General features: G+C 72.7%; 14 protein-coding genes. 2 read left to right on the plus strand and 12 right to left on the minus strand.

Annotation, left to right across the window (positions count from 1 at the left end; all coding sequences use genetic code 11):
• Positions 1 to 105: 105 nt before the first annotated feature.
• Both AC07DS_RS35890 and AC07DS_RS35895 read right to left on the minus strand, forming a co-directional pair.
• Positions 106 to 1,803, minus strand: a complete 1,698-nt coding sequence (locus tag AC07DS_RS35890) for a flavin monoamine oxidase family protein (RefSeq protein ID WP_479152233.1) — start codon at positions 1,801 to 1,803, stop codon at positions 106 to 108.
• A gap of 69 nt (positions 1,804 to 1,872) precedes the next feature.
• On the minus strand, positions 1,873 to 2,661 hold the full coding sequence (locus AC07DS_RS35895; protein ID WP_479152235.1) for a carbon-nitrogen hydrolase family protein: 789 nt from the start codon (positions 2,659 to 2,661) through the stop codon (positions 1,873 to 1,875).
• 306 nt (positions 2,662 to 2,967) lie between these two features.
• Here AC07DS_RS35895 and AC07DS_RS35900 point away from each other — a divergent pair, with 306 nt between their 5' ends.
• The gene (locus AC07DS_RS35900; protein WP_479152237.1) at positions 2,968 to 3,519 is read left to right on the plus strand and encodes a Repetin; all 552 of its coding nucleotides are present in this window, start codon (positions 2,968 to 2,970) and stop codon (positions 3,517 to 3,519) included.
• Between the two features lie 3 nt (positions 3,520 to 3,522).
• Here AC07DS_RS35900 and AC07DS_RS35905 read toward each other — a convergent pair whose 3' ends face one another.
• Together AC07DS_RS35905 and AC07DS_RS35910 are read right to left on the minus strand one after the other, a co-directional pair.
• Entirely contained in the window at positions 3,523 to 4,545 is a 1,023-nt protein-coding gene (locus tag AC07DS_RS35905) for a zinc-dependent alcohol dehydrogenase family protein (RefSeq protein ID WP_479152240.1), read from the minus strand.
• Positions 4,546 to 4,551: 6 nt separating this feature from the next.
• On the minus strand, positions 4,552 to 4,974 hold the full coding sequence (locus AC07DS_RS35910; protein ID WP_479152242.1) for a hypothetical protein: 423 nt from the start codon (positions 4,972 to 4,974) through the stop codon (positions 4,552 to 4,554).
• A gap of 121 nt (positions 4,975 to 5,095) precedes the next feature.
• Here AC07DS_RS35910 and AC07DS_RS35915 point away from each other — a divergent pair, with 121 nt between their 5' ends.
• Positions 5,096 to 5,965 (plus strand): helix-turn-helix domain-containing protein, encoded by an 870-nt coding sequence (locus tag AC07DS_RS35915; protein WP_479152244.1) that lies wholly within the window; start codon positions 5,096 to 5,098, stop codon positions 5,963 to 5,965.
• Here AC07DS_RS35915 and AC07DS_RS35920 read toward each other — a convergent pair.
• From AC07DS_RS35920 to AC07DS_RS35955, 8 genes are all read right to left on the minus strand, one after another.
• Entirely contained in the window at positions 5,901 to 6,284 is a 384-nt protein-coding gene (locus AC07DS_RS35920; RefSeq protein ID WP_479152247.1) for a DUF742 domain-containing protein, read from the minus strand. The two genes, AC07DS_RS35915 and AC07DS_RS35920, sit on opposite strands and share 65 nt — an antisense overlap.
• Positions 6,285 to 6,291: 7 nt before the next feature.
• Positions 6,292 to 6,738, minus strand: a complete 447-nt coding sequence (locus AC07DS_RS35925) for a roadblock/LC7 domain-containing protein (RefSeq protein WP_479152249.1) — start codon at positions 6,736 to 6,738, stop codon at positions 6,292 to 6,294.
• Positions 6,728 to 9,169 carry a sensor histidine kinase gene (locus tag AC07DS_RS35930; protein ID WP_479152250.1) on the minus strand — a complete coding sequence of 814 codons (2,442 nt, stop codon included), beginning with the start codon at positions 9,167 to 9,169 and terminating at the stop codon, positions 6,728 to 6,730. Before AC07DS_RS35930 ends, AC07DS_RS35925 begins: the two co-directional genes overlap by 11 nt.
• A gap of 90 nt (positions 9,170 to 9,259) precedes the next feature.
• A complete protein-coding gene (locus AC07DS_RS35935; RefSeq protein WP_479152251.1) occupies positions 9,260 to 10,729 on the minus strand; it encodes an HAD-IA family hydrolase in 1,470 nt (489 codons plus the stop codon).
• 14 nt (positions 10,730 to 10,743) lie between these two features.
• Positions 10,744 to 11,820, minus strand: a complete 1,077-nt coding sequence (locus tag AC07DS_RS35940; RefSeq protein WP_479152253.1) for an ABC transporter ATP-binding protein — start codon at positions 11,818 to 11,820, stop codon at positions 10,744 to 10,746.
• 3 nt (positions 11,821 to 11,823) lie between these two features.
• On the minus strand, positions 11,824 to 12,642 hold the full coding sequence (locus tag AC07DS_RS35945; protein ID WP_479152255.1) for an ABC transporter permease: 819 nt from the start codon (positions 12,640 to 12,642) through the stop codon (positions 11,824 to 11,826).
• Positions 12,627 to 13,526 (minus strand): ABC transporter permease, encoded by a 900-nt coding sequence (locus AC07DS_RS35950; protein WP_145881064.1) that lies wholly within the window; start codon positions 13,524 to 13,526, stop codon positions 12,627 to 12,629. The genes AC07DS_RS35945 and AC07DS_RS35950 overlap by 16 nt, the downstream gene beginning before the upstream one ends.
• Entirely contained in the window at positions 13,523 to 14,683 is a 1,161-nt protein-coding gene (locus AC07DS_RS35955; protein WP_479152257.1) for an ABC transporter substrate-binding protein, read from the minus strand. The genes AC07DS_RS35950 and AC07DS_RS35955 overlap by 4 nt, the downstream gene beginning before the upstream one ends.
• Between the last annotated feature and the right edge of the window lie 222 nt (positions 14,684 to 14,905).

The raw sequence follows: 14,905 nt of genomic DNA on the forward strand, positions 1-14,905 counted from the left end.
CCACCACCACCCCCCCCCCCCCCCCCCCCCCCCCCCCCCCCCCCCGCCCCCCCCCCCCCCCCCCCCCCCCCCCCCCCCCCCCCCCCCCTCGGTCCGATTTCCCGGTCAGTCCTCGGGAAGCTCCACCGGGGCGATCTCGTCGTAGACGTCACCCGGGCCCGGGTTGGCCGCGTCGGTCTCGCCGCCGAAGTGGTGCATGACGCCCCAGACCGCGTTCAGCGCGGTCTGGATCGCGCCCTCGGCCCAGCCGGCCGTCCAGGAGATGTCGTCGCCGGCGAGGAAGATGCCCCGCTTGTCCTCGGGCAGCCGGTCCTGCATGAAGTGCGTGAACAGGCGCCGCTGGTAGCGGTAGTGCCCGGGCAGGTTGGCCTTGAACGCGCCCATGAAGTAGGGCTCGTTCTCCCAGGAGACGGTCACCGGGTTGCCGATGATGTGCTTCCGGATGTCGACCTTCGGGTAGATCTCGCCGAGCGACTTCAGCATGACCTCCATCCGCTCGTTCGCGGACAGCGGCAGCCACTTCAGGCTGTCGTCGCACCAGGTGTAGGACAGGCAGATCACGGCGGGCTTGTCCGGGCCGTCGTCCAGCAGGTAGGTGCCGCGGGTCATGCGGTCGGTGAGCGTCATCGACATGACGTCCCGGCCCGTCTCCTCGTCCTTGTCCAGCCAGAACGGCCGGTCCACGGGCACGAAGAGCTTCGAGGACTCCATGTAGTGGGTGCGCTCGATCGCGGTCCAGTGGTCGATCGGGAAGAGCGAGTCGTCGCAGGCGATCTTGGACAGCAGCATCCAGGACTGTGCGGTGAAGATGGCCGCCTTGTAGGTGCGGATGTCGCCGCCCGCGTCCGTCACCGTGATCTGGTTGCCCGCGGTGCGGTGCAGCCGGGTCACGGCCGGCTTCGGCTCGCCGTCCATGTGCAGGGACTTCAGCGAGGTGCCGTAGGGCCAGTGGACGATCTTCTCGGGCTCGCGCTCCCACATGCGCAGCGGCAGCTGCTGGGAGCCGCCGACGATGCCGCGGTGGTGGTCGTCGGCCTCGGTGTAGACGACCCGCAGGATCTCCAGGATGGAGTTCGGGAAGTCGGTGTCCCAGCCGCCGGTACCGAAGCCGACCTGGCCGAAGATCTCGCGGTGCCGGAAGGACTTGAAGGCCTCGGAGTCGCAGAGGAAGCCGTAGAAGGTCTGGTTGTCGAGCTTCTCGACCAGCTTCGCCCAGATCTCGCGGATGCGCGGGACGTCGCGCTCGCGCATGGCGCGGTTCATGTCGGAGAAGTCGGCGCCCTCGTCGAGGCACTTGTTCCAGGCCTCGGCGACGTCCCGGTACACCTGGGGCAGGTCGTCGACGGTCTCGGCGTAGTGCGACTCGCCCTTGAGGTCCACGACGGTGGACGGGGTGCCCTCGGCCAGCGGGTTCGGGAAGGGCGTGGTCTCCAGGCCCACCATGTCGATGTAGTGCTGGAGGGCCGTGGAGGACGGCGGGAAGCGCATCGCGCCCATCTCGGCGGTCAGCGAATCGTCGCAGCCCTCGAAGCCGACGGTGCGCAGCCGGCCGCCGATCTGGTCGGCCTCGTAGACGACGGGCTTGAGGCCCATCTTCATCAGCTCGTAGGCGGCCACGATGCCGGACAGGCCGCCGCCGATGACGGCGACCTCGGTGCCGTGCTCGGTCGCCGGGATCTGGCCGAGCCCCGCCGGGTGGGCGAGGAAGTCGTCGTAGGCGTAGGGGAAGTCCGGGCCGAACATGGTGATCGGCGGCTGCTGCTCGTCGGCGTGCTCGACGGCGTTGGGCACCGTGGACGTCATGGGGTACGGACTCCTTGCGCGGGGGGTGAGGCGGGGAGGGCTGGGGCGGGGGTCAGGCGGGGAGGGAGGTCAGACCAGGGATCCGTACAGGCCGGGTCGGCGGTCCTGCAGATACGGGTTGGCCTCGCGGGAGGCGGCCAGGAAACCGGGGTCGGCGTCGGCGAACACCAGCTCCTCGCCGCGGCCGGCGCGGGTGCGGGCGATGCCGTCGGGGCCCGCGAGGACGGACAGTCCGACGAACTCGAACTCGCCCTCGGGGCCGACCCGGTTGACGTACGCGACGTACATCTGGTTCTCCCAGGCCCGCACCGGCACGAGGGACTCGGCGACGAACTGGAAGGGGTGCATCTGCGCGGTCGGCACGATCAGCAGGTCGGTGCCGGCCAGCGCGTGGGCGCGGACGTTCTCCGGGAACTCGACGTCGTAGCAGATCATCATGCCGACGGTCAGGCCGTTCAGCTCGGCCCGGACGACCGGCTGCTCGCCCGGTGTGAAGTGGTCGCGCTCGAAGCAGCCGAACAGATGGGTCTTGCGGTAGTTCGCGAGCCGGGTGCCGTCGGCGGAGATCAGCTGCGCGGAGTTGTAGACGGTCTCGCCGTCCCGCTCCGGATAGCCGTAGGCGATGGCCAGGCCGTGCCGGGTGGCGATCTCGGCGATCGCGTCGGCGGAGTCGCCGTCGGCGGGCTCGGCGAGGCGGCCGACGGCGTCGCCGATCGCGTAGCCGGTGAGGAACATCTCCGGAGCGGCCAGCAGCGCGGCACCCGCGGCGGCGGCGCGGCCCGCGGCCTCGTCGAGGACCTTGAGGTTCTCGGCGACCGAGCCGGGGCGGCCGGAGCTCTGGAGCAGTGCGGTGCGCATGCGGGGTTCCTCACCGGAAAGGGGGGTTTTGGGGCCACAAAAAAGGTACGGTCGCCGCGCTCGGCCGGACAAGCGGGAGCCGTTGCGCGCCGGTGCGCGGATTGTTGCGTGACAGGGGGGTCGGGCGGCGATTCGTTGCGCGCCCCGGGGCGGGGCTCCCCTCCGCCCGGAGGCGCAGGTCGCGGCGGGGCTTCCCCGCCGGACGGGGGAGGCGGGATGCCGCCTGCGGAGCGATGTGCCGAGGGCCCGTCGCCGGGAGAGTGGTGAGCGTTCAGTTCACACGCTTGACCTGCGGAAAGGACCGTCATGCAGCGTCGTACGAGGATCGCCGCCATCACCTGTGCCGCCGCCCTGCTGATCACCGCCGGGACGGCGGGCGCGGCAATGGCCTCGGGAGCCGGGGCGCATCATCCCCAGCGTGAGGCCGCCGCGCTCACCGGCACGGCCAAGCTGTACCGGTCGGCCGGGGACGACATCACCTTCTCCTTCGACGCGCATCTGGCGCCGAAGGACAACATGAATCCGCGCAAGGCCACCGGAACGTTCGAGTTCAGTCACTACCTGCACGGGAACGGCGCCTGGGCCAAGGCGAAGGTGGACTGCCTGGTCACCGGCGGGAAGGTCGCCGTCGTCTCCGGCGTGATCACGGCCTCGGACCTGCCGGGGGCCAAGGGCAAGCGGGTCGGTGTCACGGTCCACGACCTCGGCCGGCACGACCGGCTGGGCTACAGCTGGGCCGGGGTCGGCAGCCCCGTGGACACCAAGGACCTGCCGCCGTGCGTCTCGTCGGCTCCCTTCGAGAAGGTGAATCAGGGCACGGGCGACTTCGAGGTCGTCCCGTGGAACCCGGCGCTGTGAGGGTCATCCGACGCCGATGACCACCTTTCCGAGGGGGCTCGCCGACTCGTAGTAGCGGTAGGCGTCGGCGGCCTCCTCGAAGGGGAAGACCCGGTCGACCACCGGTCGCAGCCGGTGCGCGGCGATGGTGTCGTTCATGGCGGTGAACTGGGCGCGGCTGCCCACGGCCACCGCCCGGACGGTGGCGGCCGCACCGAACAGCAGCCGGGGATCGATCGGGGACCAGTCGCCGGAGACGGACCCGACGAGGGCGACATGCCCGTCGACGGCGACCGACCTCAGCGACTGGTCCAGCGTCCCGGCGGTGTCGACGACACGGTCGACACCCCGCCCGCCGGTCAGTTCCCGGACGGCGCCGTGCCAGTCCGGGACCTCGCGGTGGTCGACGACCTCGACGGCCCCCAGTTCGCGCAGGCGCGCCTTCTTGGCCGGGCTGCCGGTCGTGGCGATCACCCGCGCGCCCAGGAGTGTCGCGAACTGCAGCGTGAACAGCGACACCCCGCCGGAGCCGGTGGTCAGCACGGTCTGTCCGCTGCGCACTCCGCGGCCGTCGCCGGTCAGCGCGTTCCACGCCGTGACGGCGGCGCAGGGCAGCGTCGCCGCCTCGGCGTAGGAGAGATGGCCGGGGACGTGGACGAGGGCGTCCTCGGGGAGGATCGCCAGCTCGGTCAGCATTCCGTCGAGGGTGCCGCCGAGCTGCGGCAGGCGGTCCGGTTCCAGCGGCCCGTCCAGCCAGTGCGGGAACACGGTGGAGGCGACACGGTCGCCGGGCCGCACCCGGTGGACGTCCGGCCCGACGGCGACGACCTCGCCGGCCCCGTCCGAGACCGGCACGACGTCCGGCTTCACGGGCAGCACGTACGTCCCGCGCAGCACCAGCAGCTCGCGGAAGCTGAGCGAGACGGCGCGGACGGCGACCGCGACCTCGCCGGGGCCGGGGGTGCGTGGCTCGTGCGTGCGCAGCGAGAGGCCGTCCAGGCCGCCGCCGGCGCCGAGCTGATAGCTGCGTACGGTGGAGGGGATCACCGCCGGTCACCCCTCGATGAACTGGTAGTCGCCGACGATCCGGCCGTCGGGGCCGAGCACGAGGACCTCCAGGCCCACCCCGGCGGGCTCGCCGCCGTCCCTGGGCGTCATCTCCCAGTGGAACTTCACGACGTCGTGGAGCCGGTCGGCGTCGTCGCGCGAGCGGAAGACGAAGGTGCCGGGCGCGACGAACTCCTCGTGGGCGCGCGTCACCCGGAACTCCAGCGCGTCGTGGCCGCGTGCCTCCAGGGCGAGCCGGTCGAAGCCCAGTCCCTCGGCGGCCTCCGCCAGTTCCTTGGGCGGCTGCAGCACATGGACCGCGTCGTCGGACCACAGCTCACGGATCGCGGTGCGGCGCCGCTCCGCGTCGGGCTCGTTCCAGACGGCGACGTACTTCTCGGTGAGGCGGCTGATGCCGGTGTCGGACATGGTCGTTCCCCTCGGTTGCGCAGGTCCGGTGTACGGCCACGACCCTGCTGCGCCGGGCGTACCGGCGGCAATTCCCCGCGGGGTATCGCCCGGCCGCCGCCGGGCGGGCTAAACAGGAGGCATGATCGGTGAAACGACCACAGGGCCCCTCGCCGGCGCGTTGCGCGACTGGCGCACCCGGCGGCGGGTCAGCCAGCTGGAGCTGGCCACGCGGGCCGGAACCACGCAGCGGCACGTCAGCTTCATCGAGAGCGGCCGGTCGGCTCCCGGCCGGTCGATGATCATCCGGCTGGCCGAGTCCCTCGAGGTGCCGATCCGCGAACGCAACGAACTGCTGCTCGCGGCCGGCTTCGCCCCTGCGTACCCGCGGAGCAGCCTGGACGACCCGCGGCTCGAACCGGTCCGTACCGCGCTCGAACGGATCCTGGAGGGCCATCTGCCGTACCCGGCAGTGGTCGTCGACCGGTACGGCGACCTCGTCTCGGCCAACGCGGCCTTCCATGCGCTCGTCGCCGGCGTGGCCCCGCACCTGCTCGTCCCGCCGGTGAGCGTCCCCCGGGTGCTGCTGCATCCGCAGGGCCTGGCGCCCCGCATCGTCAACCTCGAGCAGTGGGCGTGGCACATCATCGACGCGGTCCGGGCCGAGAGCGTGCGCAACCCGGACGACCGGCTGCGGCGGCTGGCGGCCGGCCTCACCGAACTGGCTCCGGCGCGGCCCCGCGAGTCGCCGGACCACCTGGGCTTCGCCGTGCCGCTGCGGCTGCGGGCGCCCGGTCCGGACGACGACCGCGAGCTGACGCTGATCACCACGCTCACGCACTTCGGCACGGCGACCGACGTCACGGTGGCCGAGCTGCGCCTCGAGGCCTTCCTGCCGGCGGACCGGGAGACCGCCGGCATGCTGGCCGAACTCGTCGGCGCGGCGGCTACAGCTCCTTCAGCCGCGCCACGATCTCCCGCAGCAGCCCCGGATCGGCGGCCGGACCGCTGACCGGCAGGCGGCGGGGCTCGTCGATGCGGATCAGACCGGCCTCGGCCAGGTCGCCGAGCAGGACCCGGACGACGGTCAGGGGCAGGTCGGCGTCCGCGGCCAGCTCGGCCACCGGGCGTGCGCCGCGGCGGATCAGGTCGAGCAGAGCGGCGCGGGCGTGGTCGAGTGCCGGGTGCGCCGCGCCGTCCGGCTCCAGGGCCGTGACCCGGGACATCAGGTCGATGGTGTGCCGGTCCGAGGGCCGGGTGCGGCCCCGGGTCACGGTGTACGGACGGACCATCGACCCGGTCTCGTCCTCGTACCAGTGCTCGTCGCTCACCGCGGGATCAGGGGGCCGAGCGGGTGGCGGCGTCCAGATGGCGGCCGAGGCGGCGGACGAGCAGGGCCATCTCGTGGGCGAGCTGGCCCACGTCGGTCCGCGCCTCGCTCAGCACGGCGAGGCGGCTGCCGTTCCCGGCCGGGGTGATGAAGAGGTAGGCGTCCTCCAGCATGACCATGGTCTGCCGCACCTGCCCCGCCTCGAACCGCTCCCCCACGGAGCGGGCGAGGCCGTGGAAGCCGGAGCAGACGGCGGCCAGGTGCTCGATGTCGCGTCGGCGCATGCCCTGCGAGCAGCTGAGCGCCAGGCCGTCGGCGGTCAGCAGCACCGCCTGGCGGACGTGGTCGGTCCGATCCACGAGGTCGTCCAGCAGCCAGCCGAGATCCGTGCCGGGCGTTCCGACGGGCGGGGCGGGGTTCTCGGGGTTCTCGGGGGTCTCGTCGTCACCGTGCATGGTCGGTGTCCGTCCCTTCGTCGGCGTCGGTGTTCGCGTCGTCCGTGTATGGGGTGGCCGGCAGGCCCTTGCGGCCTCGGTCCAGGCCCCGTTGGAAGGCTCCGAAGATCGCCCGCATCTCGTCGGCGTCGACCTCCCGCCCGGGTTCCGCGTCGCGGGGCGGCGGATCGTCGCGCAGCTCGCGGACGAGGGAGGCCTGGCGGGTGCGGGTGGGCAGGGCGGGGGCGGGCTCCGGGCCGGGGGTCGACGCCGGGCCGAGGGCCGACTCCGGTCCGGGCGCCGGCTCCGGGCCAGGCGCGTCCGGCGTGCGGGGCTCGTCCGGCGTGCGGGGCTCGTGCGCTGAAGGTCCGGGCGCGATCGCGGGCCGTGATGTGGCTCGCCTCCTGGTGGGCAGCTCCAGCACCGGCGCGGTCCGCTCGGCCGGACTCGGCAGCTCGGCCGGACTCTGCAGCTCCGCCGGGGCCGGCCGGTGTGCCACCGGGTCCCGTCCCCCGGCCCGGGCGGACGGTGCCCCGGCCGGCTCCACCTCCGCCAGCACCCCTTCCGGGAGCAGCACCACCGCGGTGGTACCGCCGTACGGCGAGTCCCGCAGGTTCACCTCGATGCCGTGCCGGGCGGCGAGGCGGCCGACGACGTACAGGCCGAGCCGGTCGTGCCGGGTGGGGTCGAAGGCGTCGGCGTCGGTGAGGGTGCGGTGCGCCTCCGCGCGCTGCTCGGCGTCGAGGCCGAGCCCGCGGTCGTCGATCTCCAGCACGAAGCCGCTGCCGACCCGTCCGGGGCGCAGGGTGACCTGGGTGTGCGGCGGCGAGAACGCCGTGGCGTTCTCCAGGAGTTCGGCGACGAGGTGGACGACGTCGGCGACCGCGTCCGCCGCGACGCCGACCTCGGGCATCGGCGGCACCACCACGCGCGAGTAGTCCTCGATCTCGCTCACCGCCGAGGCGACGACGTCCGCGACCGGCACGGGCCTGCGCCAGCGGCGGCCCGGCGCCGAGCCGGACAGGATGATCAGGCTCTCCGCGTGCCGGCGCATCCGGGTCGTCAGATGGTCGATGCGGAACAGCTGGCGCAGGATGTCGGGGTCCTCGGTGCGCCGCTCCAGCGTGTCGACGAGCTTCAGCTGCCGGTGCACCAGCGCCTGGTTGCGGCGCGCGATGTTGAGCAGCACGGCGAACAGGCCCCGGCGCAGCGTGGCCTGCCTGACGGCGGCCTCCACTGCGGCGAGCCGCGCGGTGTTGAAGGACCGGCCGACCTGGCCGATCTCGTCGTCCCTGATCTCGTCGGCGGCGAGCGGCGGTGCCTCGGCCAGCGCGTCCACGTCCTCGCCGGCGCCCAGCCTGCGCATCACGTCCGGGAGCTGCCGTGTGCTCAGCACGTCGGCCGCGTCCCGCAGGGTCTCCAGGCGCCGCGAGATGCGCCGCGCACCGCGTACCGCGAACCACAGGGACAGCGCGACGGCTGCCAGCCCGACCGCGCCGACGACGGCGGCCTTGGTCAGCTCGTGGTAGGCGAAGGCCCGGCCGCGCACCGCGGAGTTCTCGGCGGAGCGGGTGCACAGCTGCATGTAGCGCTTGACGGCCCGGTCGGAGGTGGTCCGCCAGGTGTCCGCCGCGACGGCCTGCCCGGCTCCCGCGGCTCCGGACCGCAGCAGCGCGTCCTCGCCCTGCGTCAGCGAGCGGTAGAGGTCACCGCGCTGGAACTCCTCGAACAGGCCGCGCGAGTCGGCGGGCAGGTCCGGTACGTACGTCCGCTCGAAGACGCGCCGGTCCTCGATGGTGGCGGTCAGGGTGTCGTACTGCCGGTCGGTCAGGGTCCCGGCCGCCCGTGCCCCGGCGACCAGGGCATCCTCCCGGGACACGAACTCCCGTACCCGCACCAGCTCGATGACGACCTGGGCCTCCCGGGCGAGCTGCCCGGCCTGGAGCGCGGTGAGCGTCGACTGCACGTCGAAGCCGGGCTCGACGAGCGTGCTGTACTGGTCGACCGCCTGGTCCCAGGTGATGTTCCGGGACAGCACGCGCTCGCGCAGCGCCTCCAGCTTCCCGGTGGCGGCGACCATGGTGTCCAGGGCCTGCCGCTGCCGGTCCGTGAGCCGCCCGCGGTCGCCGTCCCGGACCGCGTGCCGCATGGCGTCCACGGCCCGGTCGGTACGGCGCTCCTGGCCGAGCAGGTCCCCCGCCGTCGCCGTGTCCAGGCGGGCGCCCAGGTAGGCGGCGGACATCCGGCGTTCGATCTGGATCTGCCCGATCGCGGTGTCCACGGGGGTGCCGAAGTCCTCGTACACCCCCTGGAGCCGGATCAGCGCGCGCAGTTCGGCGGTGACCGAGACCATGGCGAAGCTCCACAGCGCCATCAGTGCGACGGCCGGGGCGAGAGCGAGCGCCACGATCCGGGCACGGACGGTGGTGGGACGGCCGACGGGCCAGCGCATGGGGTACCTGTCTGTTACCAGTCAGTAAGAGCGGGCACAACCTACGGGATCATCACCTGGTCCGCAATGGTGACCTGCGGTAACCACGGGTCACTTCCGTGGCAGCACGAAGGTGGTCACGACGGCCGCGTGGTCCGAGGGCCAGTCGTTGCCCGTGACGTCGGGCCACGCGTGCGGGGTGCCGACGACGAGGGTCCGCGCGTCGCGCACGGTCAGGCCGCCGCGGTGCAGGACGTAGTCGATCCGGTCCTGCGGCTCCGGTCGTCCGCTGCCGTCCTCGTGCACCGGGTGGATCGGCGACCAGGTGTGCCCCGGCTCGGCCACGGGGTCGGGGTGGACCTCACGGTAGGAGTCCGCGAACCCCGCGTCCGCCGCCGCCCGCGTCACCGGCCAGACCACGTCCGGCCAGTCCAGGTGCGAGGGGCAGTTGAAGTCGCCGACGAGGACCACCGGGACGCCGTCGGAGGAGGACTCGGCGATCCGGTGCAGCGCGTCCCGCATCTGAGCGAGCCGCACGTCCTCGTGGGCGATCAGCTCTGGTGCGCCGAGCCCGTCGAAGACGGCCTCGTAGGGCCCGTACGGCGTGTAGTGCAGATGGGCCGTCCACACGTCGACCTCGCGGCCGGGCGAGACCCGGATCCGGACGCCGGCGGCGCCGTAGAAGCCGGCCTCGGGGTCGCCGAAGCGGGCGGTGATCGGGTGCCGGCTGATGACGCCGAGGTTCTCGCCGGCCCGGTGGTGGTGCCAGCCGAGGGCCTCGGCCAGCTCCTGGGCTGCCGTACCGGCGGTCTCCTGGAGCCCGACGACGTCGGCACCGCTCTCCAGGACGGCCTTGACCTGCTTGGCGCGGTGGTCGTCGACCGGGCTGCCGCCGAGCCACAGGTTCCAGCTCATGACGCGGAGTTCGGGCGCGGCCATCCGGCGCAGCGCCTCGGGCGTGACGCCGACGAGGCTGTCCCGCACGGTCCGCCCGGGTGCCGCGCCGATCGGCGCGAGGGACGGCACGGCGAGTACGGCGCACCCGGCGGCCTCGGCGGAGGCCACACCGGTCTCGGTGTCCTCGACGGCCACGCAGGAGGCCGGGTCGACGCCCAGCGCCCGGCAGGCGGCGAGGTACGGGTCGGGTGCCGGCTTGGTGCGGTCGGTGTCGTCGGCGGTGACGGAGACCGCGAACCGTCCGGCGCCGAGGGCGTCGAGCACGACGTCGGCGACCGCGCGCGGGGACGCGGTGACCAGGGCGGTCGGGACGCCGGCGGCGGCCAGCGCGTCGAGCAGGTCCAGGGCGCCGGGGCGGGGCACGATCCCGGTGCGGACGCGGGCGGCGAACTCGCGGTGCAGCTCGGCCGCGAGGTCGGCCTCGGTCCGTCCGGTGGGGGCGGCGAGCCAGGCGGCGGTGTGCTCGACGGGCCGGCCGAGCACCTCCGGCTGGTCGGCCTCGCCCAGCGGGCGTCCGGCGACCTGCTCGACCGCCTCCCACCACAGGCGCTCGGTGTCGACGAGCGTCCCGTCCATGTCGAAGAGGACGGCCTGCAGCGGGAGTACGGGGTTGTGGGGGGTCACGTTGTCGTCGTTCCTCACTTCTGGGTACGTTCGGCCACCAGCACCGGGCGCTCCGGCAGCGACACGCCGACGGCGGCTCCGGCGCCGAGTCCGGCGGCCTCGTGGGTGGGCAGGTCGGCCTTGGCCTCGGTGCCGTCGGCGAGCCGTACGGTGACCCGGACGACGGCGCCCAGGAAGGCGGTGGCGACGACCCGGGCGCTGCCCTGCTCGTCGGCCTTCACCTGGACGGACTCCGGCCGCACCAGCACGTCGACCGCGCCGTCCGGCACCTCGCCGTCGGCCGGCAGCCGCTGCCCGAGCACCTCGACCGTGTCGTTCTTCAGCTCGCCCGGGATCCGGCTCATCGTGCCGACGAACTCGGCGACGAAGGCGGTGGCGGGACGGCCGTACAGCTCGGCGGGTTCGGCGCACTGTTCGAGCCGTCCGGCGCGCATGACGGCGACCCGGTCGGCGACCGAGAGGGCCTCCTCCTGGTCGTGGGTGACGAAGAGGGTGGTGATGCCGAGTTCCTGCTGGAGCCGGCGGATCTCCTCGCGCAGGGTCAGGCGCACCTTGGCGTCCAGCGCGGACAGCGGCTCGTCGAGCAGCAGGACGCGCGGGCGCAGGGCGAGGGCGCGGGCGAGCGCGATGCGCTGCTGCTGGCCCCCGGAGAGCTGGTGCGGGAACCGCTCGCCCTTGTCGCCGAGCCCGACCAGCTCCAGCAACTCGGCGGCACGGGAACGCCGTTCGGCCGTACGGACCTTGCGCATGCGCAGCCCGAAGGCGACGTTGTCGACGGCGTTCAGATGCGGGAAGAGGCTGTACGACTGGAAGACCATCCCGGCGTCCCGGCGGTGGGCCGGGACGTGGGTGACGTCCTGGCCGTCCACCAGCACGGCGCCGGAGTCCGGGTGTTCGAACCCGGCGAGCATGCGCAGCGCGGTGGTCTTGCCGCAGCCGGAGGGGCCGAGCAGGGCCAGGAACTCGCCCGGGCGGACGGTCAGGTCGAGCCCGTCGAGGGCGACGGTGGTCCCGAACTCGCGTCGCAGGCCCCGGAATTCGACGGTGGCGGCGTTCTCGGCGGTCGCCTTCTCAAGCGTGGTGACGGTCATGGTTCAACCCCGGGAGGAAGCGGTTCGGGTGCGTCCGCCGGCACCGGCGAGCACGAGGAGCAGGGCCCAGGTGAGGAGCAGGCTGAGCACGGACACGGCGACGGACATCTGGGCCTGCGAGCCGCCGACGTTGTAGATCCACACGGCGAACGGCTGGTAGCCGAGCAGCCGGGCGACGGTGAACTCGCCGAGGACCAGCGCCAGCGTGAGGAAGGCCGCGTTCAGCAGCGCCCCGCGCAGGTTCGGCAGCACGGCCCGTACGAGGGCCTGCGGCCAGGAGGCGCCGCAGCTGCGGGCGGCCTCCACGAGGGTGCGCACGTCGATGGCCCGCAGGCCCGCGTCCAGCGCGCGGTAGACGAACGGCAGCGCCATCACGACGTAGGCGAGGACCAGCACGACCGGGAAGGTCGGGTTCTGGATCGCCACGAACGTCTCGAACAGCGGGGTCCGGGACAGGTGGTCCGGGCCCCACTTCAGCACGGTGACGATCCCCGCGACGAACGCGATCGGCGGAACCACCAGGGGAAGCGAGCACACCACCTCGACCACCGGCCTGAGCCGGGGTGCGCCGAGCCGCAGCGCGACGACGGCGGGCACCATCAGCAGCAGGACGACCACGATGGTCGCGACCGCCAGCTCCAGCGAGAGCAGCAGGCTGGAGGTGAAGCCGTCGGCGGACAGGATCTGCGTGTAGGCGTCGAAGGTGACGCCGTGGCCGGGCACGTCGATCGTGAAGACCACGGAGGCGCCGAGCGGCACCAGGAAGTACAGCGCGGCCAGGCCGAGGACGGCCCAGCGCCAGGGGGTCAGGCGTCGAGCCATCGGGCGCTCCGTCGTTGCAGGGGCAGGTACACGGCCATGACCAGGCCCGCCACCAGCACCATGTCGAGGCTGAGGGCGAGGGCGACGTTCTCCTGGCCGACCAGCACGTTGCCGGAGAGGGCGTCGGCGATCTGCAGCGTGACGAGCGGGACCGCGCTGCCCACCATCGCGGCGGCGGTGGCGTAGGCGGCGAAGGCGCTGCCGAACAGCAGCACGAGACCGCCGAGCAGGGAGGGCGCGAGCACGGGCAGGGCCACGTGCCGCCAGTACTGCACACCCGTGGCGCCGTTGTTCAGCGCGGCCTCCCGCCACTGGACGCGCAGACCGTCCAGGGCCGGGGTGATGGTGAGGACCATCAGCGGGATCAGGAAGTACAGGTAGACGAGGACCAGACCCCAGAAGCTGTAGAGGTCCCAGCCCTTGTCCGTGAGACCCAGGTGCACGGTCAGGACGCCGGCGTTGCCGAGGGTGGCGACGAAGGCGAACGCCAGCGGGACGCCGCCGAAGTTGGCGAGCACACCGGAGGCGGTCAGCACGGCCTCGCGCAGCGCGCGGGAGCGGGAGCTGACCACGGCCTGCGCGAGCGGCAGCCCGAGCAGCGCCCCCAGCCCGGCGGAGACCGCCGACAGCTTCACGCTGCCCACCAGAGCGGTGAGGTACGGGCCCTGCAGTGAGGCCGAGAGGTTCTCGGCCGTGTAGGAGGCGGCGCCGGTCGTCTGGTCCTTGACCGTGAAGGCGCCGTCCAGGATGGCCAGGGCGGGCAGCCCGAAGGCGATCGCCGTGAACACCAGCAGCGGCACCACGGCCAGCCATCCGGGGGCGCGGCGCCGCCGCTTCGCCGAAGCGACGGGCGCCACATCCGTACGGGTGAGAGCGGTGGTCATCCGGAGACGGCCTTACCCCAGCCCTGCGCGATGACCGTCTTCGCCTTGCTCTGCTGGTCCTCGGTCGGGAAGGAGGGCGTGCCGGTGACCTTCGGGAGCTTGGCGGCGGCGGTCTTGTCGAGGGTGCCGGCCTTCTCCATGGCGGTCATCAGCGCCGGGCGGGCGTAGCCCTTGAGCCACAGGTTCTGGCCCTCGGCGCTGTACAGGTACTCCTGCCACAGGCGGGCGGCCGCCGGGTGCGGGGCGTCCTTGTTGATGGCCTGCGAGTAGTACTGGGCGTACTGGCCGTCGCTCGGGATGGCGACCTTCCAGTCGACGCCCTTGGACTTGAACTCGTCGGCGTAGCCGGCGTTCAGGTAGTCCCAGTCGATGCTGATGGGCGTCTCGCCCTTCTCGACCGTGGCCGGGGTGGACTCGACCGGCGTGTAGTTGCCGTTCTTCTTCAGCTTGGCGAAGAAGTCGAGGCCGGGCTGGATGCTGTCGAACGAGCCGCCGCTCGCGAGGGCCGCCGCGTAGACGCCGCCGAAGGCCGAGCCGGACTTGGTCGGGTTGCCGTTGAGCGCGACCTGGCCCTTGTACTGCGGCTTGAGGAGGTCCTTGAACGTGGTCGGGCAGGCCTTCACGCGCTTGGCGTCGCAGCCGATGGAGATGTAGCCGCCGTAGTCGTTGAACCAGCGGGCCTGCGGGTCCTTCTGGCCCTCGGGGATCTGGTCGTACGAGGCCACCTTGTAGGGCGCGAGCAGGCCCTGCTGGGCGGCGCTGAGAGCGAAGGAGGAACCGAGGTCGAGGACGTCCGGCGCGCGGTCCTGGCCCTTGCGCGAGGTCACGGCGTTGATCTCGTCCTGGCTGGAGCCGTCGGGGCTCTCGTCCTCGATCTTGACGCCGTACTTCTTCTGGAAGCCGTCGATGATGGCGCCGTAGTTCGCCCAGTCGCGGGGCACCGCGATGATGTGCAGCGTGCCCTCCTTCTTGGCCGCCTTGACGAGGGCGTCGAGGCCTCCGAAGTCGGCCGCGGAGGTGGTGGTGGCGGCGTTCTTGCCGTCCTTGGTCTTGGTGGACGCGTTGTCGGGGGCGGCGCCGCAGGCGCTCAGCGCGAGTGCGGCGACGACGGCGAGGGAGCCGCCGAGGACGGCGTTTCTCGGCAGGGACACGGTCACGGTTTCTCCAGGGGTGCGCACGAGGGTGGGCGGTGCGTTGGGAACTGCGGAGAACTTGTATGAACAAGTTGCGTCACAGTACGCCCGCCACAGGTGTCCTGTCTGTAAACCGTGACGAAACTTTGGACCCTTGTTGTGTGCACAATCCAGACCGTTAGAGATCACGCTCAGGTCTCGATTAGGCTGGTCACGCTGTGCACAGCGACCTGAGCAGAGGGGAAG

The sequence above is a fragment of the Streptomyces sp. NPDC044064 genome (assembly GCF_056434245.1).